Here is an 18765-nt window from a genome sequence, read left to right as displayed (position 1 = left end):
CTCCGTGAGGAACGAGCCGGAGCATGTGCACTCGGCGGATCACCCGTCGATGCCGCTCACCACGATGCAGCACGGGATCTGGTTGGCGCAGCAGCTGGCGTCTCCGGTCCGCTACCAACTGGCGAGTGCGTTCGAGATCGCCGGAGATCTCGATCCGGAGCTGTACGAGGCGGCTTTCCGGTTCGCCGTGACGGAGACCGAGCCGTTCAGGTCCCGGTTCGCCGTCACCGCCTCCGGGGAGCCGAGGCAATGGGCCGGCCCCCTCCCCGCCTGGCACATACCGGTCGTCGACCTCCAGCGGGAACCCGCACCGATGGCCGCCGCGCTGGACTGGATGCGGGCGGACCTCCCCCGCCCGCTCGACCTGGAGAACGGTCCGGCGTTCAGGACCGCGTTCCTGCGCCTCGCCGAGGACCGGGTGTGCTGGTATCTGCTCGTCCACCACCTGGTGGTGGACGGCTTCGGCCTGGCGCTGTTCGCCCGACGGCTCGGCGAGATCTACGCGGCGCTGGAGCGCGGCGAGTCCCCGAAGCCCGGCCACCAAGTGCCGTTGGACACCCTGCTCAACGCCGAGCGGGCCTACCGCTCCACGCCCGACTTCGAGGCCGACCGTGCGTTCTGGACGGCGAGGATGGCCGGTTGGCCGGGAGCCGTCCGGCCGGGTATGTCCCGGCCCGCCGCACCCGGCCGGGACGTACCCGGCCGGACAGGCATCGGCCGGACGGGCGGGGCACCGGTGCGCGGTGCGTGCCGGATGCCCGAGGACCGGGTGGCCGCCCTCCGCGCACATGCACGCGCGCTCGACGTCCCCTGGACAGTGGTGGCGACCGCCTCCGCCGTCCTGCTGGATCATGCCCGCACCGGCGGGGGCGATGAGGTCGTCGTGGGGTTCCCGGTCGCCGGCCGCACCCCCAAGACGGCGGGCGTCGTGGCCGGTGCCGCGTCGAACGTGCTCCCGCTGCGGGTACCGGTCGACCCGCGCCGGTCAACCGCCGCACTGATCCGGACCGTCGGCGAGGCGACCACCCTCGCCCTCGACCACCAGCGCTACCGGTACGAGGACCTCCGCCGTGACCTCGGCTTCACCAGGTCCGCGCACGCGCCGTACCAACTGACCGCGAACATCGTCCCCTTCAGCTTCGGCCGCAGTTTCGCCGGGCGGCCGATGACCCTCCGACAGCTCAACACCGGCGCGGTGGAGGACCTCTCCGTCATGATCAGGCCGGAACACGGCCGGGCCGGCCTGATGGTGGAGGTGCACGCCGAGGCCGGGCGGTACGAGCCCGAGGAGGTCGCCGCCGAGGCCGACCGCTGCGTACGCCTGCTCGACCAGCTGATCGACGAACCCCGTCGCCCCGTCGGCGAGCTGGATCTGCTGGCACCGGACGAACGCAGGCTGCTCGTACCGCGCCTCGGCACACCCGCACCCCCCTCGCCCCGTACCCTCCCCGAGCTGTTCGAACACTGGGCCGCGCTGACTCCGCAGGCCCCGGCGGTCGGCCACGGCGACCGGCAGCTCACCTATGCCGAGCTCAACGCGCGCGCCAACCGGCTGGCCAGGACGCTGATCCGGCGCGGCGCAGGACCCGAACGCACCGTCGCCGTCCTGCTCCCCCGCTCCGAGGACGTGGTCACCGCGATCCTGGCGGTGTCCAAGACCGGCGCGGCCTACCTCCCGCTCGACACGGGATGGCCGCCGGAGCACACGGAGCGGATCCTCGCCGACGCCCAGCCGGTATGCGTGCTCTCCGGGACGGACCCGACGGGAGCTGCCACGGCCGCGACCGCGTCGGCGACGAGCGAAGCCGACGCGACGGACAGCGACGCCAACCTGACCGACGCGGACCGCACGGGGTCGCTGACGCCCGACCATCCCGCCTACGTCATCTACACCTCCGGATCCACCGGCCGCCCCAAGGGCGTGGTGGTCCCGCACCGCGGTCCGGTGGCACTGCTGCGGGCGGGAGCCGCCGAGTTCGGTTTCGGCCCCGACGACACCTGGACGATGTTCCACTCCTGTGCCTTCGACTTCTCCGTGTGGGAGATGTGGGGCGCCCTCGCGCACGGTGGCCGGCTGGTGGTCGTTCCCCGCGAGGTGAGCCGCTCCCCCCGCGCCTTTCTCGACCTGCTGGTGCGGGAACGTGTGACGGTGCTCAACCAGACGCCCTCCGCCTTCCGGTCGCTGGAGCAGGCCGACGCCGAAGAGCCGGAGCAGGGGCGGAAATTGGCCCTGCGCCGGGTCATCTTCTGTGGTGAGGCGCTCTCCCCTGCCGTCGTGCGTTCCTGGTACGAGCGGCACCAGGACTCCGCGCCCGTCCTGGTCAACATGTACGGCATCACCGAGACCGCGGTCCTGTCGACCCGGCTCGACCTGGACCACGACCACGGTAGGGCGCGGGTCGTCCCGATCGGCAAGGCCCTTGCCGGCACCCGGCTGTACGTACTGGACAACCAGCTGCGCCCGGTGCCCCCCGGGGTGGCTGGTGAGCTGTATGTCGCGGGTTCCGGTGTGGCCAGGGGCTATCTGCACCGTTCCGCGTTGACGGCGCAACGCTTCGTGGCCGACCCGTTCGGCCCCGCCGGGTCCCGGCTGTACCGCTCGGGCGATCTCGTACGCGCCCGTCGGGACGGCTCACTGGAGTATCTCGGCAGGGCGGACGACCAGGTCAAGATCCGTGGCTTCCGGATCGAACCGGCCGAGGTCGAGGCGGCGCTGCTGGCCGCCCCCGGCGTGGCGGGCGGCGCCGTGCTGGCGAGCTCCGGTGTTCCGCACGGTCCGGCCCGCACCAGGGCGGACGGCGGTCAGGGAGCCGACGGGGCCGCATGGTTGGTGGCCTACGTCGTCCTCACCCGCGAGGCGGCGGCGGACGATCCCGGGCCGGCTCTGGCCCGGCTGCGGGAATGGCTGCGCGGGCGGCTTCCGGCGCATCTGGTCCCGTCCCTGTTCATCCCGCTCGACAGGCTGCCGCTCACCCCCAACGGGAAGCTGGACCGGGCGGCGCTGCCGTCCCCCCACTCCCGCGCGCACACGCCGTCACGCGCCCCGGACACGCCGCTGGAAGCCGCACTGGCCGGGCTGTACGCCGACCTGCTCGCCGTGGAGCAGGTGGGCGCCGACGACGACTTCTTCGACCTCGGGGGCGACAGCCTGCGGGCGACACGGCTGGTCACCCTGGTGCGCCGAGCCGGCCTCGGCGCCCGGTCGGAGCTGGATGTCAGGGACGTCTTCGTCCACCCGACCGTCGCCGGGCTCGCCGCTCATCTGGGCGACAGGGATCATCCGGGCGACACCTCGGTGGCATCGGGGCCCCGGCCCGTCCTCCGCCTTCCGCTGGCCGAGGACCGGGGCGCCGAGCCGGTCCCGCTCTCCTTCGGCCAACGGCGCTTCTGGTTCCTGCACAAGCTCGCCGGCCCCGACAGCACCTACAACGTTCCCCTGGTGCTGCGCTGGGACGGCGAGCTGGACCAGGAGGCGCTCCGTGCCGCCCTGGGCGACCTCACGGCCCGGCACGAAACCCTGCGCACCCTCATCCAGCAGCGGGACGGCCAGGCGGTCCAGCACATCCTGCCGGTCACGGCCGCGCGCCCGGTGCTCACGGTCGAACCCGTCGCCCCGGACCAGCTGCCGGACGCGTTGAGCGCCGCGGCCGGCCGCCCCTTCCGCCTGGAGAGCGAACTTCCCCTGCGCGCGGTCCTCTTCACCACCGAGACCTCGCGCGGACAGACGTTGCTCCTGCTGCTCCACCACATCGCCTGCGACCGCGCCTCGCTGCGGCCGCTGCTGGACGACCTCGGCACCGCCTACCGGGCCCGCGCCAACGGTGACGCCCCGGGCTGGTCGCCGTTGCCCATGCAGTACGCCGACTTCACCCTGTGGCAGCGTGAACTGCTCGGCGCCGACGACGAGCCCAGCGCCCTGCGGGCCGGTCAACTCGCCTACTGGGACAAGACCTTGACCGGTCTGCCGGAACGCATCCCGCTACCCGCCGACCGTACGGAGCAGGCGTCGTCCGGGCGCCCGGCGCACAGCGCCGGCGACACGGTGGCTTTCACCGTCCCCGCAGACGTACACCGCCAGCTCCTGGAGGTGGCCGGGGACGAGCAGGCCAGCCTCTTCCTGGTGGCGCACGCCGGACTGGCCGCGCTGCTCACCCGCCTCGGCGCGGGTACGGACATCCCGATCGGCACGGCGGTGTCCGACCGCGCGGACGCGGAGCTCGACGGCCTCGTCGGCTTCTTCGTGAACACGCTCGTACTGCGCACCGACACCTCGGGAGAGCCGACCTTCCGTGAGCTGCTCGGCCGGGTCACACAAGCCGATCTGGGGGCCTTCGCCCACCAGGAGGTGCCCTTCGACCTGGTCGTGGAGGCGCAGGGGCCACGGCGGGCGGCGAGCGGGCAGGCCGTGTTCGGCCGGGCCCTGTTCCAGGTGCTGCTGGTTCTCACCCCCTCCCTCCCCGAGAGGCTGGAGCTGCCGGGCCTGTCCGCCACGGTGGACCTGGTCGGCAGGGGTTCCGCCGGATTCGACCTGACCTTCGGCCTGTTCGAGCGGCGGGACGCCGACGGCACCTGTCGCGGACTCGACGGGGTGGTCGAATACCGGACCGAGCTGTTCGACCGGTCCACCGTCGAGGCCCTGTGCACCCGCTTCACGCGGCTGCTGCGTACGGCCGCCGCCACCCCGGACATCCCGGTCCACGACATCGACCTGTCAGGACCCGAGGAACGCTGACGGCCGGCTCGCTGCGCGGGTGCGGCGGTGGTGGTCGTGGACCGTCCGCCACCGCACCGGGCACTACACCTGGCACGGGCCGGGCCGGACCGGCCCCGGAGGGCGGCGCGGGGTCAGAACCCCAGTTTGCGGAGCTGCTTCGGGTCGCGCTGCCAGTCCTTGGCGACCTTGACGTGCAGGTCCAGGAAGACGGGGGTGCCCAGCAGTGCCTCGATGTGCTTGCGGGACTTGGTGCCGACCTCCTTCAGGCGCTTGCCCTTGGGGCCGATGATGATCCCCTTCTGGCTGGGGCGCTCGATGTAGACGTTGGCGTGGATGTCGAGGAGGGGCTTGTCGGCGGGGCGGTCCTCGCGCGGCAGCATCTCCTCGACGACGACGGCGATGGAGTGCGGCAGCTCGTCGCGCACGCCCTCCAGCGCGGCCTCGCGGATCAGCTCGGCGACCATGACCTGCTCGGGCTCATCGGTGAGGTCGCCCTCGGGGTAGAGCGGCGGGCTCTCGGGGAGCATCGGGACGAGCAGGTCGGCGAGGAGCGACACCTGGGTGTCCCCCACGGCGGAGACCGGGATGATCTCGGCCCATTCGATGCCCAGCTCCTTGCCGAGCTGGTCGATGGCGATCAGCTGGGTGGCCAGCGCCTTGGAGTCGACCAGGTCGGTCTTGGTGACGATGGCGACCTTGGGGGTCTTCCTGATGCCGGCCAGCTCGGCGGCGATATAGCGGTCACCGGGGCCGAGCTTCTGGTCGGCGGGCAGACAGAAGCCGATCACGTCGACCTCGGACCAGGTGGTGCGGACCACGTCGTTCAGCCGCTCGCCGAGCAGGGTGCGCGGCTTGTGCAGGCCCGGGGTGTCGACGAGGACCAGCTGGGCCTCGGGGCGGTGCACGATGCCGCGCACCGTGTGCCGGGTGGTCTGCGGGCGAGTGGAGGTGATGGCCACCTTCGTGCCGACGAGAGCGTTCGTCAGGGTGGACTTGCCCGCATTGGGGCGGCCGACGAAGCAGGCGAAGCCGGCGCGATGCGCGGCGGAGGACTCTGTACGAACGCTCATGGCGCCCATTCTCCCCGATCCCGGGCTCGGCTCCGACCACCCGGCCCCGGGTGCCCGGCGGGGGCGGCTCTCCGGCGCCGGCGGGCCGCCCTGCTGCCGTCCTGTCCGCTCCGGGGGCTCAGGACTGCGGCCCGCCCGCCGGGACGGTGCCGCGCAGGGTGCCGTCGGGGCCGGCGACCAGGACGGGCGTCGCGGGGCCGCCGAGGTCCCGTACGGCCGCGCGGTCCGCGTCGGCGGCGTGCTCGGCGTCGGTGACCACGGCCGCGGCCTCCAGCGACGTGGCGCCGCTGGCGACGGCCATGGCGACGGCCGTCTGCAGCGCGCTGAGCCGGAGCGACTCCAGGGCGACGGTGCCGGCGACGTAGGTGCGGCCGGTCTCGTCGCGGACGGCCGCGCCCTCGGGCACGCCGTTGCGGGCCCGCGCCGAGCGCGCGAGCGTGATGATCTTGCGGTCTTCGGGGTCCAGGGGTGCGGCATCGCTCATACCGGCGAGCATATGCGGGGCGCCGGGCAGCGGGCGGCGCGGGCCCTTCACCCCCGGCGCCCCGGGCGGCTCAGCCCGCGACCGAAAACATGCCCCCGCGGCGGCCCTCCGGCGAGGTGAGCCACTCCAGCTTGGCCTCGGTGTCCGACTCCGGGCGCGGGTTGTGCAGCACGATGTTCAGGTCGGGGCGGACCGGGATCCGCAGCAGGGTGGTCTCGAAGAGCAGGGCGCCGACGAGCGGATGGTCCAGTTCCTTGTGCAGCGTGCCGCCGTCCTGGACGTCGGCACGCGCCCACAGCTCGGTGAACTCCGCACTGGCCGCGGAGGTCTCCCGGACGACCGCATCGAAGCCCTCGTCGCCGGGCCGGACCGAGCACGCGGCACGGAACTGCGCCACGACCAGGGGGGCGTTGGCCTCCCAGCTGGCGGCCCGCGCACGGTAGACGGGGTCGGTGAAGAACGCGATCAGGCAGTTGCGCGAGACACCGGGGCGGCCGTGGCCCAGCACCAGATGCGCCGCTTCGTTGTGGGCGACGGTGTTCCAGTACGGGTCCATGATGTGCGCCGGGAACGGCATCCAGGCGTCGAGCAGCCGCTGCAGGCCCGCGCACACATCGGTCAGGCCCAGCTCCTCGGCGTCCTGGCGCGGGGGAGGGTTCAGCCCGGCCAGGACGTACAGATGCCGCCGCTCGGCGCCGTTGAGCCGCAGCACCCGGGCGACCGCGTCCAGCACCTGCGGCGAGACGGTGATGTCGCGGCCCTGCTCCAGCCACTGGTACCAGGACGCGCCGACGCCGGCGAGGACCGCGACCTCCTCTCGGCGCAGGCCCGGGGTGCGGCGGCGGCCGCCGTCGGGCAGCCCCGCCTCGGCCGGGGTGACCCGGGCGCGGCGGGTCGTCAGGAAGTCCCGGAGTTCCTGGCGGCGGCGCGCGGTGTCCTGGGTGGCTGCGTTCGAGACCACGTCTCTCCCCCTGTCTGCGTGGCTGGTGGTGCGGACACCACGATAAGTTCCCGCTCCCCACCGCGTATTCCGAGGCCACAAGCTCGGGGCATGCCAGTAACCGAGACCTCACGTCCCGCGGGGCGGCGCCCCGTCGGCCGGGCGGACGCCCCCGCCCCGTCCGCCGGCGCAGGGATGACCCCGCGCACCAAGCTCATCCTGCTTCTGCTGTGCGCGGCGCAGTTCATCATCGCGCTGGATTTCTCCATCCTGAATGTGGCGCTGCCGGTGCTCGGCGGGGACCTGGGCATGGGCCAGGCCGATCTGCAGTGGGCGGTCACGGCGTTCGCGCTGCCGTCCGGCGGCTTTCTGCTGCTGTCCGGCCGGATCGCCGATCTCTTCGGGCGGCGCCGGCTGTTCCTCATCGGGCTCGCGCTGTTCACGGCGGCCTCCGTGCTGGCCGCGCTGGCCTGGTCGCCGGCCGCCTTCCTGGCCGGGCGGGCGCTCCAGGGGCTGGGCGCGGCGGTCATCGTGCCGACCGGGATGTCGCTGCTGACCACCACCTTCACCGAGGGCCCGCAGCGCGAGCGGGCCCTGGGCGTCAGCGGCACCGTGCTCTCGCTGGGCTTCACGATCGGCATGGTGCTGGGCGGGGTGCTGACCGACGCGCTGGGCTGGCGCTCGACCATGGGCCTGCTGTCCGTGGCCGGGGTGGCCGTCCTGGCCATCGCGCCGCTGGTGCTGACCGAGTCCAGGCATCCCCGGCGGCCGCGGCTCGATCTGCCCGGCGCGGTCACCGTCACCGGGGGGCTGCTGGCGCTGATCTACGCCCTGTCGACCGCCGCGCAGCAGGGGTTCGGCCGCCCGGACGTGCTGGTGACGCTGGTCGCCGGCGGTGTGCTGCTGGCCGCGTTCGTCCGGGTGGAGTCGCGGGCCGCGCAGCCGCTGGTGTCGCTGCCGATGCTGCGGCGGCGCAGCGTCGCCTGGGGCAATCTGGCGGGCCTGACGACGTTCGCGATGATGAGCACCGTCGTCTTCCTGCTGACGCTCTACCTCCAGGAAGTGCTGGGGCTGTCCGCCTTCCGGACCGGTCTGCTCTTCGGGGTGCAGGGTGTGGTCTCCGCGCTCGCCGGTCTGGTCGCCCCGAGGGTCATCGGCCGGTTCGGCGCCCGCCGCGTGCTGCTGACCGGGCTGTTGCTGCAGGCCGGCTTCACGGCCTCGCTGCTGGGGCTCGGCACCGGTACGGGCGGCTGGCTGGCCCTGATCGGGGTGTCCTTCGGCAGCCTCGGTCATCTGTGGGCGATCGTCTCGTACGGCGTGACCGCCACCTCCGGCGTCCCGGACGCCGAGCAGGGCCTGGCCACCGGTCTGGTCACCAGCTCCCAGCAGGTGGGCATCACCCTCGGCATTCCGCTGCTGAGCGCCGTCGCCTCGGCGCACACCGCCGCGCTGCGGGCGGACGGCGGCGGTTCCGCCGAGGCCCTGCTCGGCGGCATCAAGCTGGGGCTGGGCCTGGACGCGGCGCTGGTCGCGGTGGTCGCGCTGCTGGTGGGCGCCGGGCTGCGGACGGTCCGTGCGACGCGCCACGGCTGAGGGAGATGGTGGTTGCCCCGGACCCCCGTGGCCGGGGCAGCCCGCATTGCCAGATTTCTCTTACGCAATACCCATGGCGGCATCTTCCGCAGCCGCGTGAAGATCCTTCCACGGCGCAGCACGCGGAATCCAGCGCCTGGGGACATGGCTTGCAGAACATCTGCGGTGCACTGGAGATGAGGAACCGTCAGCGATTCGGCGGCGGGAATTGTGCCCGCCGCCGAAGGGAAAGCCACCGCGGGGAAAGCCACCCGGAGGGAAAGACGCGACGCATTCCGCGTCCGTTCAGCCGGCGGACCGGCCGCCCGTCCACGGCTCGGGGGAGGCGCTCGCCCCCTCCGGGCGGACCGGCTCGCACAACACCGTGATGATCCGGTTGCGGCGTCCGGAGGGCGCCTCGGCGGTCAGCCGGAGCGCCTTGAGGCCGGGGTCGGAGGCGTCGTCGGAGAGGTCGACCTCGGCGGTGGCACCGGCGATCGGGACCCGGCCGAGGAGCTTGGCGAGCAGCCCGCCGACCGTTTCGACGTCCTCGTCGTCCAGCTCGGCCAGGCCGTACAGCTCGCCGAGGTCGCCGATGTCCAGCCGGGAGGTGACGCGGTAGCGGCCGTCGCCGAGTTCCTCGACGGGCGGCAGCTCACGGTCGTATTCATCGGTGATCTCGCCGACGATCTCCTCGAGAATGTCCTCGATGGTGACGATGCCGGCCGTGCCGCCGTATTCATCGATGACCACCGCGACGTGATTGCGGTCCTGCTGCATTTCGCGCAGCAGATCACCGGCGTTCTTGGTGTCGGGGACGAATACGGCGGGACGCATGGCCGTGGAAATCAGCTCGTTCTCGGCGTCGCGGCTGATGTGGACCTTGCGGGCGAGGTCCTTGAGGTAGACGACGCCGACGATGTCGTCCTCGTTCTCGCCGGTCACCGGGATCCGGGAGAAGCCGGAGCGCAGAGCGAGGGTCAGCGCCTGGCGGATGGTCTTGAAGCGCTCGACGGCGATCAGATCCGTCCGCGGCACCATCACCTCACGGACCAGGGTGTCGCCGAGCTGGAAGACCGAGTGCACCATCCGGCGCTCCTCGTCCTCGATCAGCGACTCCTTCTCGGCGAGGTCGACCAGGGAGCGCAGCTCGGCCTCGGAGGCGAACGGGCCCTTGCGGAAGCCCTTGCCGGGGGTGAGGGCGTTGCCGAGGAGGATCAGCAGCTGCGGGACGGGGCCCATGACGCGGGCCAGCGGCAGCAGGACGTACGCGGCGGCGGTGGCCGTGTTCAGCGGGTGCTGGCGGCCGATCGTCCGCGGCGAGACCCCGACGGCGACATAGGAGACCAGCACCATCACGCCCATGGCGACGGCCAGCGCCTGCCAGGTCTCGTCGAAGGAGCGCAGGCAGGCGTAGGTGACCAGGACGCCGGCGGCCATCTCGCAGCCGACCCGCACCAGCAGCGCGACATTGAGATAGCGGGTGGGGTCGGCGGCGACGGCGGCGAGCTTGGCGCTGCCGCGGCGTCCGGAGCGGACGGCCTCCTCGGCGCGGAAGCTGGTCGTACGGGCCAGGCCGGCCTCCGCGCAGGCGGCGAGCCAGGCGATCACGACGAGGAGGACCGCGACCGCGATCAGCTGGGTGGTCATCGGGTGTCCCGTCAGGTCACGGTGGGGGCCGGCGAGGGGCCGGTCAGGCCCTGCTCGGAGCGCCAGCCGTCGATGATGGCTGCCTGGAGGCCGAACATCTCGGCCTTCTCGTCCGGCTCCTCGTGATCGTAGCCGAGGAGGTGGAGCACGCCGTGGACGGTGAGCAGTTGGAGCTCCTCGTCCATGCTGTGCCCGGTGGGGGCCTCCTCGCCCTGCTTCTTGGCGACCTCCGGGCACAGCACGATGTCACCCAGGAGTCCCTGCGGGGGCTCCTCGTCGTCCTTGGCCGGCGGACGCAGCTCGTCCATCGGGAAGGACATCACATCGGTGGGGCCGGGGAGGTCCATCCACTGGAGGTGGAGCTGTTCCATGGCCTCGGCGTCCACGACGATGACGGACAGCTCGGAGAGCGGGTGGATGCGCATCCTGGCGACGGCGAAGCGGGCGACGTCCAGGATGGCCTGCTCGTCGATGTCCGTGCCGGACTCGTTGTTGACGTCGATGGACATGAGGGTGTTGCTTCTCGCTTCTCGGTGCGTGCCCGGTGGTGGGTCGGTGGGGCGCGGCGCCGGCCGGGGTCACCGGCCGGCGGGCTCACTGGCCGTTGCGGCTGTCGTACTTCTCGTAGGCGTCGACGATATGGCCGACCAGCTTGTGGCGGACCACGTCCTTACTGGTGAGCAGGGAGAAGTGCACATCGTCGACGCCGTCCAGGATCTCCCGGACCTGGCGCAGACCGCTCTTGCCGCCCGGGAGGTCGACCTGGGTGACATCGCCGGTGACGACGATCTTCGATTCGAAGCCGAGGCGGGTGAGGAACATCTTCATCTGCTCGGGGTTCGTGTTCTGCGCCTCGTCGAGGATGATGAACGCGTCGTTGAGCGTGTTGTGCGTGAGCAGGTAGTCCTGGGTGACGTACAACGAGTCCTCCGCCGCCACCTGAATGCACACCGCTTCTTCGCGACCGGCCGGCTCGATGCTGTCGATGAAGCGCATCGGCCGTCCACCGCCACCTGCGGCCTGGTACCTCTCCCGCTTTCGGGTCAGGCGGAAGGGTTCAAGACCTTCGGGAAGCCGGATGTCGACGACATGGGCGTCACGGCGATGTGCGACCGAGCGTTCCCTCGCCCGGCCGGGAGCGCGCCCGGCTGTCCCTCTGCGTCGGGTGTAGGCGACACCGCCGAGCGACTGGACCAGCGAGATGACATCGTCGCGGAGCAGGATCGACGTGGTCGTGTACTGGACTCGGCAGCTGCGGGAATCCTGGGCCACCGGGCCGCCATCGGCGTCGAGCAGCCCCTGGAGCAGCGCGAGCCGGATCTCGGCGGAGTTGTACAGATATGCGTCGGGCACGAACTTCGTGTGCGAGCGGCTGCCCAACAGATCCAGTTCACGCAGGACACGCGTTACCGGGTTCCGGATGGTGACGACGTCACCGGGCTCCTTGATCCGGTTCAGGACGTAGTCGGGGCCTGCCTTCCGGCGGGCATGGACACCCGGCAGCGCGGCGGTCAGCGCGTCGGCGAGTTCAGGGTCCTCACTGGAGAACGACGGGGTGGTGGAGCCCGTCAGGCACCCGTCACCGAGCAGCAGTCCCAGCGCGTACGGATCCATGGGGACCTGCCGCTGCGGGAAGCGCACCGGGGCAGTCAGGAGCGGCAGCTCATAGCGGTGAGCATGCGCGGCGCGGAGGTCGCCGATCATCTCCTTCGTCTCGAGGACCCGCCACGGCTTGTTGCGGCGCTTGTCCGAAGCCGTGCGTACGGTCCACAGGTGTTCACCGCAGCACAGGGTCCAGGAGCCGTCCTGGGCGGTGACGCGATAGATGTCCTTCTCACCCTGCGGGTAGACGCCGAGGACCGGAGTCGGCTCGCCGTTGGAGCCCACCACCAGGTCGCCGACTCGGAGGTCGCCGATGGGCCGCCAGCCGTCGGGCGTCAGGACCTTGGTGAAGACGGGTTGTGCGCGGCCGCGCATGTACGCCAGCGGGGCGACCTCGATCGTGCCCGCGGCCATCAGGCGCGGGATGGAGTCGGGGTCGAGCATGTCGTGCAGTGCGTCGTAGAGCGGGCGCAGATACGGGTCGATCTTCTCGTAGAGGGTGCCCGGCAGGAACCCGAGCCGCTCGCCGGCCTCGACCGCGGGGCGGGTCAGGATGATCCGGTTGACCTGCTTGGCCTGCAGCGCCTGCACGGCCTTGGCCATGGCGAGGTAGGTCTTGCCGGTGCCGGCCGGGCCGATGCCGAAGACGACGGTGTGCGCGTCGATGGCGTCGACATAGCGCTTCTGGTTGAGGGTCTTGGGGCGGATCGTGCGGCCCCGGTTGGAGAGGATGTTCTGGGTGAGCACCTCGGCGGGTGTCTCACTGTCCGCGCCCTCGCCGTCCTCCGCCGCCCGCAGCATGGCGATGGAGCGCTCCACCGCGTCCTCCGTCATCGGTTGCCCGGTGCGGAGCACCAGCATCATCTCGTCGAAGAGGCGCTGGATGAGAGCGACCTCCCGGGCGTCGCCGACCGCGCTGACCTCGTTGCCCCGGACGTGGATGTCGGTCGCCGGGAAGGCTTCTTCGATCACGCGCAGTAGAGAGTCTCCGGATCCCAGGACCGTGACCATGGGGTGCTTGGCCGGGACGGTGAACTGGGCGTGCGCCTGCGGTTGTGTGGGTGTCTGAGTCATAAGGCGGCTCGGTGGCCTGCTCAACCCCCATCCTTTGCTCGTAAGAGGTGCCTGCCGGCACCCGGCTCCTTGGGATACAAGAGTACGACGGGGCACCGACAGCCCCGAGGGCTTTTCCCGCCGGACGGAGCAGCGGGGGCCCGCCACGGGGCGGCGCCGGGGCGCGGGGCCCGTCGCCGCGCGGTTCAGGCCGGGCGGCGGAAGCCCAGGGTCGGCAGGGCGCGGGCCAGCGGGGCGGGCCGGTAGGCCGCGGGCAGCACCTCGTCCAGGAAGGCGTACTGGCGGCACAGCACACCCGGTGTGCCCGCCGCGCCCGTCCCGTACCCCCGCACCTGCTGCCACCAGGCGGCGATCTCGGCCCAGCCCGGCGCGGACAGCGAGCCGCCGAATTCCTGCACGGACAGCGCGGCGCTCAGCCCCGCGAAGGCGAGCCGGTCGGTGAGCGGCCAGGCGGCGAGCGTGCCGGTGACGAAGCCGGCGACGAAGACGTCCCCGGCGCCGGTCGGGTCCAGCGCCTCCACGGCGATGGCGGGGACCTCGGCGCTCTCGCCGGTCCGCCCGTCCACCGCGCAGGCACCCTCCGCACCCAGGGTGACCACCGCGAGCGGGACCCGGTCGGCGAGCTTGCGGGCGGCGGCGCGCGGGCAGTCCGTGCGGGTGTAGCGCATCGCCTCCTCGGCGTTGGGCAGGAACGCCTCGCAGTGTTCGAGGTCGGCGAGGTCGGCGGGGTCCCAGCGGCCGCTGTCGTCCCAGCCCACGTCCGCGAAGATGCGGCTGCCGCGGCCCGCCGCGCACCCCAGCCAGCCCTCCCGGCGGCCCGGCACCAGCGAGGCGACGCAGGCCCTGGTCGGCGGCGGACAGCCCGGGGCGTGCTTGCCGTCGAAGGCGAAGTCGGGCGGCGGCGCCTCGTGGCCGTGCGAGACCATCGTGCGCTCGCCCTCGTACGCCATGGAGACGGTGACCGGGGAGTGCCAGCCGGGGACCGTGCGGGACAGCGCCAGGTCGATGCCCTCGCCCTGTTCGAGCGCCTCCCAGCAGTATTCGCCGTAGTGGTCGTCGCCGAAGGCTGCGGCGAGTGAGGTGCGCAGTCCGAGCCGGGCCAGCGCGGTGGCCATGTTGGCGACGCCCCCGGGGCTGGAGCCCATGCCGCGCGCCCAGGACTCGGTGCCGCGGACGGGGGCGGAATCCAGGCCGGTGAAGATGATGTCCAGGAAGACCGTGCCGGTGAGGTAGACATCGGTGCGCGGATCGCCGTCGGCGCGCACACCGGCCAGCGGATCGAGACTCGGTGGCACCGCGGCCGGGCCCACGGGCGGAAGGTCATCGCGTCGGCTGCTCACCGTGCTCTCCCCTCTCGTATCTGCACGTGCCGCCAGTGTGCCTGATGCTGCGGTACGTTCCGCCCCATGAGGCTGACGATTCTCGGCGGGGGCGGCTTCCGGGTGCCGCTGGTCTACCGCGCACTGCTGGACGACCCGGCACCCGCCGTCTCCGAGGTGGTGCTGCACGACACCGACCCGCACCGGGTGGCGGTGATCGCCCAGGTGCTGGCACGGCTGGCGCAGGGACATCCGGCGCCCGTTCCCGTACGGGTCGCGGAGAGTCTGGACGAGGCGCTGGCCGGCGCCGGCTTCGTCTTCTCGGCGATCCGGGTGGGCGGTACGGCGGGGCGGATACGGGACGAGCGGATCCCGCTGTCGGAGGGGGTGCTCGGCCAGGAGACGGTGGGCGCGGGCGGTGTCCTCTACGGGCTGCGGACGGTCCCGGTGGCGCTGCACATCGCCGAGCGGGTCGCGGCGCTCGCCCCGGGGGCCTGGGTCATCAACTTCACCAACCCCGCGGGCACGGTCACCGAGGCGATGTCCCAGGTGCTGGGCGACCGTGTCATCGGGATCTGCGATTCGCCGGTCGGGCTGGTGCGCCGGGCGGCACGGGCGGCCGGCGCGGACCCGGCGGCCCTCGCGGACCCGGCGCGGACCGGCTACGACTACGTGGGCCTCAACCACCTCGGCTGGCTGCGGTCGTTGACGCTGGACGGCGCCGAGCTGCTGCCGGGGCTGCTGGCCGACGACGCCGCGCTGGGGTCCTTCGAGGAGGGCCGGCTGTTCGGCGGGGAGTGGCTGCGGACCCTGGGCGCCCTGCCCAACGAGTATCTGCACTACTACTACTTCCGCCGCGAGACCCTCGACTCCGTACGGGACACCCGGGAGACCCGCGGCGAGTTCCTCGACCAGCAGCAGGGCGGCTTCTTCGCGCGGGCCGCGGCGGCCGGCGGCCCGGACGAGGCCTACCGGCTGTGGGAGCGGACCCGGCTGGAGCGCGAGGAGACGTACATGGCGCACAGCCGGGAGGCGTCCGGCGGCTGGCAGCGCGACAGCCACGACCTGGAGGGCGGCGGCTACGACCGGGTGGCGCTGGCGCTGATGCACGCCATCCTCGGCGACAGCGGCACCCGGCTGATCCTCAATGTCCGCAACGGGACGACGGTGCCGCAGCTGGCGCCGGACGCGATCGTGGAGACGGTGTGCGAGGTGAGCGCCAAGGGCGCCCGGCCACTGCCCACCGCGCCGCTGCGCGCGGACCAACTGGGGCTGATGTTGCAGCTCAAGGCCGTGGAGCGGGCGACCGTGGAAGCGGCGACCTTCAAGGACCGCGGCGCCGCGCTGCGGGCGCTGGCGCTGCATCCGCTGGTGGACTCCCCCGCGGTGGCCGCCCGCATCCTGGAACGGGCGGCCACGGAGGGGTGAACCGGACCACCCCACAAGGCTGCGGAGCGGACCCGGAGTAAGCGTCAATTGCAGGTTGACGCTCCTGGATCGTCAACTTAAGGTTGACGTATGAGTCCACTCGACATCAGCCTCGCCGACCTGATCGCCCGCCTCGACGAGGAACTCCCCGACGCCGGCGAACTGGCCCACATCAGCGAGGCGCGACTGCGCGCCCAGACCCTGTCCGACCTCGGTGACCAGCTCATCGACCACTACGTCAGCAAGGCCAAGCAGGCCGGCGCGTCGTGGACCGAGATCGGCGACGCCATCGGGGTGTCCAAGCAGGCCGCCCAGCAACGCCACGCACCCGGCCCTTTCGAGCGGTACACCCACCTGAACCGGCACAGCATCGTGCTGGCGCAGGAGGCCGCCCGCACGCACAAGCACGACTTCATCGGCACCGAACACATGCTGCTCGGCCTGCTCGGCGAACCGCGGGGCCTGGCATACGAGGTGCTGCTCGCGAAAACCGAGTCGGAGCAGCGCATCCGCGACGCAATCGAGGAAGCACTCCCGCCGGCCGGTGAGAAGGCGCTGCGGGGTCACATCGCGTTCCGGCCGGAGAGCAAGGAGGCCATCGAGCAGGCACGCCGCGCGTCGGCCGACCTCGGCCACGACTGGGTCGGCACGGAACACACACTGCTGGGTCTGATCCGCGCCGAGGAGAGCCCGGCTGCGCAGATCCTGCGCAGCCTCGGCTTCACGTCGGACGAGCTGCGCGAGACGGTCAAGAACGAGATCGCCGAACGGTCCGCCGCGCGCGACAAGCCGTAGCGAAACGGTCAGTCGCCGCGGAGGACCGGGCCGGCACGGCCTTCCCACCCGGCACGGACCGGTGCGCCCGTGCCGCCCACCCCACCCGAGGTCACCAAAAGCCTTGTGGTGCACGGTGGGTGAGAGGCAGCCGTGCACCACGACTCCGTTCGAAACCGTCCGTCAGTGCCCCCGCTTGATCCATTCCTCCAGGTGCGGGGCCTCGTCCCCGATCGTCGTCGGGTCGCCGTGCCCGGTGCGTACCTGCGTCCGCGGGGGCAGGGTCAGCAGCCGGTCCCGGATCGAGGCGACGATCGTCGGGAAGTCGGAGAAGGACCGGCCGGTGGCGCCGGGGCCGCCCTGGAAAAGGGTGTCTCCGGTGAAGACGGTGTCCAGCTCGGGCGCGTGGAGGCAGACCGCGCCGGGCGCGTGCCCCGGGGTGTGCAGCACGGTCAGGTCCGTACCGGCGATGGTCAGCACCTGGCCGTCCGCCAGCTCCGCGTCCGGTGCGGTGTCCGGGTGGGTCATCTTCCACAACGGCAGATCGGCGGGGTGCAGATGGATCCGCGCGCCGGTGCGGGAGGCCAGGGCCGGGGCGGCGTCGATGTGGTCGTTGTGCCCGTGGGTGCAGATGATCGCGCGCAGCGTCCGGCCGCCGAGGGCCCGGAAGATGGCGTCGGCGTCGTGTGCCGCGTCGATGACGATCGCCTCGTCGTCGTCGCCGACGATCCAGACGTTGTTGTCGACGTCCCAGGTGCCGCCGTCGAGCGAGAAGGTTCCGGAGGTGACCAGGTGGTCGATGCGGACCGTCATCAGAGCGTCACCACCGAACGCAGGACGTCGCCCGCCTGCATCCGTGCGAAGGCCTGCTCGACGTCCTCGATGCCGATGATCTCGGTGACGAAGGCGCCGAGGTCGATCCGGCCCTGCTGGTGGAGGTCGATCAGCATCGGGAAGTCCCGGGAGGGCAAACAGTCGCCGTACCAGGACGACTTGAGAGCGCCGCCGCGACCGAAGACGTCCAGCAGCGGGAGCTCCAGGGTCATGTCCGGGGTGGGGACACCCACCAGGACGACGGTTCCGGCCAGGTCGCGGGCGTAGAAGGCCTGCCGGTAGGTCTCGGGGCGGCCCACCGCTTCGATGACGACGTCCGCTCCGAAGCCGCCGGTCAGCCCGCGGACCGCCTCGACGGGATCGTGGGTGCGGGAGTTGACGGTGTGGGTGGCGCCCATGGAGCGCGCCGTCTCCAGCTTGCGGTCGTCGATGTCCACCGCGATGATCCGGGCGGCTCCGGCCAGCCGCGCGCCCACCACGGCCGCGTCGCCGACGCCGCCGCAGCCGATGACCGCGACCGAGTCGCCGCGCCCGACGTTGCCGGTGTTGATCGCCGCGCCGATGCCCGCCATCACCCCGCAGCCCAGCAGCCCCGCCACGGCGGGCGGGGCCTCCGGGTCGACCTTGGTGCACTGTCCGGCGGCGACCAGGGTCTTGTCGGCGAAGGCGCCGATGCCCAGCGCCGGGCTCAGCTCCGTGCCGTCCTTGAGGGTCATCTTCTGCCGGGCGTTGTGGGTGTCGAAGCAGTACTGGGGGCGGCCGCGCCGGCAGGCCCGGCACTCGCCGCACACCGCCCGCCAGTTGAGGATGACGAAGTCACCCGGCGCCACATCGGTGACCCCGTCGCCGACCGACTCCACCACGCCGGACGCCTCGTGCCCGAGGAGGAACGGGAAGTCGTCGTTGATGCCGCCCTGCTTGTAGTGCAGATCGGTGTGGCACACCCCGCACGCCTGGATCTTCACCACGGCCTCGCCGGGGCCCGGGTCCGGCACCAGGATCGTCTCCAGCCGGACCGGTTCGTTCTTCCCCGGCGCGATCACACCGCGCACTTCCTGTGCCATCGGGACAGCCCCTTTCAAAGATCACGTACGGGACCACTGTGGCGCACCGCCACCGATCCGTGCCTCACCGTACGCGCGGCGGGCCCTCGCGCACAGGACCTCGGCCGGGTCCGTGATCAGCCGCCGACCGGGCCCTTCGGCCGCGACGCCGCCCCCTCCACACGCCGACCCTCGCGCACGGTGCCCCCGGACACCCGGCCGACCGCCAACTCCCGCCCCACGCCCAACCTTTACCAACCG

Annotated in this window: 13 protein-coding genes; 4 read left to right on the top strand and 9 right to left on the bottom strand. The window is 72.2% G+C overall.

The window, feature by feature from the left end; all coding sequences use genetic code 11:
• Window positions 1–4 precede the first annotated feature (4 nt).
• Window positions 5–4732, top strand: a complete 4728-nt coding sequence (locus tag OIU81_RS25105) for a non-ribosomal peptide synthetase (protein WP_329151403.1) — start codon at window positions 5–7, stop codon at window positions 4730–4732.
• 113 nt (window positions 4733–4845) lie between these two features.
• On the opposite strand, the gene era is transcribed toward OIU81_RS25105, so the two are convergent.
• From era to OIU81_RS25090, 3 genes are all read right to left on the bottom strand, one after another.
• Window positions 4846–5793: a GTPase Era gene (gene era, locus OIU81_RS25100; protein ID WP_443074041.1), complete on the bottom strand. Its 948-nt coding sequence runs from the start codon at window positions 5791–5793 to the stop codon at window positions 4846–4848.
• 109 nt (window positions 5794–5902) lie between these two features.
• On the bottom strand, window positions 5903–6280 hold the full coding sequence (locus tag OIU81_RS25095) for a cytidine deaminase (RefSeq protein ID WP_443074161.1): 378 nt from the start codon (window positions 6278–6280) through the stop codon (window positions 5903–5905).
• Between the two features lie 58 nt (window positions 6281–6338).
• A complete protein-coding gene (locus OIU81_RS25090; RefSeq protein WP_329151400.1) occupies window positions 6339–7229 on the bottom strand; it encodes a helix-turn-helix transcriptional regulator in 891 nt (296 codons plus the stop codon).
• Window positions 7230–7403: 174 nt separating this feature from the next.
• Here OIU81_RS25090 and OIU81_RS25085 point away from each other — a divergent pair, with 174 nt between their 5' ends.
• Window positions 7404–8801, top strand: coding sequence for an MFS transporter (locus OIU81_RS25085; RefSeq protein ID WP_329155341.1), 1398 nt, complete (start codon window positions 7404–7406; stop codon window positions 8799–8801).
• 285 nt (window positions 8802–9086) lie between these two features.
• Here the strand turns inward: OIU81_RS25085 and OIU81_RS25080 are convergent, their stop codons facing one another.
• From OIU81_RS25080 to OIU81_RS25065, 4 genes are all read right to left on the bottom strand, one after another.
• On the bottom strand, window positions 9087–10430 hold the full coding sequence (locus tag OIU81_RS25080) for a hemolysin family protein (protein WP_329151399.1): 1344 nt from the start codon (window positions 10428–10430) through the stop codon (window positions 9087–9089).
• Between the two features lie 11 nt (window positions 10431–10441).
• Window positions 10442–10939, bottom strand: a complete 498-nt coding sequence (gene ybeY / locus OIU81_RS25075; RefSeq protein ID WP_329151398.1) for an rRNA maturation RNase YbeY — start codon at window positions 10937–10939, stop codon at window positions 10442–10444.
• An 85-nt stretch (window positions 10940–11024) separates the two neighbouring features.
• Window positions 11025–13106, bottom strand: coding sequence for a PhoH family protein (locus OIU81_RS25070; protein WP_329151397.1), 2082 nt, complete (start codon window positions 13104–13106; stop codon window positions 11025–11027).
• Window positions 13107–13291: 185 nt separating this feature from the next.
• Window positions 13292–14446, bottom strand: coding sequence for a carbohydrate kinase family protein (locus OIU81_RS25065; RefSeq protein ID WP_329151396.1), 1155 nt, complete (start codon window positions 14444–14446; stop codon window positions 13292–13294).
• Between the two features lie 66 nt (window positions 14447–14512).
• On the opposite strand from OIU81_RS25065, the gene OIU81_RS25060 reads away from it, so the two are divergent.
• Window positions 14513–15853 carry a family 4 glycosyl hydrolase gene (locus OIU81_RS25060; protein ID WP_329151395.1) on the top strand — a complete coding sequence of 447 codons (1341 nt, stop codon included), beginning with the start codon at window positions 14513–14515 and terminating at the stop codon, window positions 15851–15853.
• Window positions 15854–15943: 90 nt separating this feature from the next.
• Window positions 15944–16648, top strand: a complete 705-nt coding sequence (locus OIU81_RS25055) for a Clp protease N-terminal domain-containing protein (protein ID WP_329151394.1) — start codon at window positions 15944–15946, stop codon at window positions 16646–16648.
• Window positions 16649–16810: 162 nt separating this feature from the next.
• Here the strand turns inward: OIU81_RS25055 and OIU81_RS25050 are convergent, their stop codons facing one another.
• Complete coding sequence (locus tag OIU81_RS25050; protein ID WP_329151393.1) at window positions 16811–17440, bottom strand: MBL fold metallo-hydrolase; 630 nt, start codon at window positions 17438–17440, stop codon at window positions 16811–16813.
• Window positions 17440–18525, bottom strand: coding sequence for an S-(hydroxymethyl)mycothiol dehydrogenase (locus tag OIU81_RS25045; protein ID WP_329151392.1), 1086 nt, complete (start codon window positions 18523–18525; stop codon window positions 17440–17442). The genes OIU81_RS25050 and OIU81_RS25045 overlap by 1 nt, the downstream gene beginning before the upstream one ends.
• Window positions 18526–18765: the final 240 nt, after the last annotated feature.

Source organism: Streptomyces sp. NBC_01454 (genome assembly GCF_036227565.1).
Lineage (GTDB): Bacteria > Actinomycetota > Actinomycetes > Streptomycetales > Streptomycetaceae > Streptomyces.
Note: the sequence above shows the minus strand (reverse complement) of the source record. Positions and strands in the feature narration are given on the sequence as shown.

What these genes read in the sequence shown, in the direction of transcription:
- era (WP_443074041.1), bottom strand. Translation starts at nt 5,793, where the DNA reads ATGGGCGCCATGAGCGTTCGTACAGAGTCCTCCGCCGCGCATCGCGCC.
- OIU81_RS25095 (WP_443074161.1), bottom strand. Translation starts at nt 6,280, where the DNA reads ATGCTCGCCGGTATGAGCGATGCCGCACCCCTGGACCCCGAAGACCGC.
- OIU81_RS25085 (WP_329155341.1), top strand. Translation starts at nt 7,404, where the DNA reads ATGACCCCGCGCACCAAGCTCATCCTGCTTCTGCTGTGCGCGGCGCAG.
- OIU81_RS25080 (WP_329151399.1), bottom strand. Translation starts at nt 10,430, where the DNA reads ATGACCACCCAGCTGATCGCGGTCGCGGTCCTCCTCGTCGTGATCGCC.
- ybeY (WP_329151398.1), bottom strand. Translation starts at nt 10,939, where the DNA reads ATGTCCATCGACGTCAACAACGAGTCCGGCACGGACATCGACGAGCAG.
- OIU81_RS25070 (WP_329151397.1), bottom strand. Translation starts at nt 13,106, where the DNA reads ATGACTCAGACACCCACACAACCGCAGGCGCACGCCCAGTTCACCGTC.
- OIU81_RS25060 (WP_329151395.1), top strand. Translation starts at nt 14,513, where the DNA reads ATGAGGCTGACGATTCTCGGCGGGGGCGGCTTCCGGGTGCCGCTGGTC.
- OIU81_RS25055 (WP_329151394.1), top strand. Translation starts at nt 15,944, where the DNA reads ATGAGTCCACTCGACATCAGCCTCGCCGACCTGATCGCCCGCCTCGAC.
- OIU81_RS25050 (WP_329151393.1), bottom strand. Translation starts at nt 17,440, where the DNA reads ATGACGGTCCGCATCGACCACCTGGTCACCTCCGGAACCTTCTCGCTC.
- OIU81_RS25045 (WP_329151392.1), bottom strand. Translation starts at nt 18,525, where the DNA reads ATGGCACAGGAAGTGCGCGGTGTGATCGCGCCGGGGAAGAACGAACCG.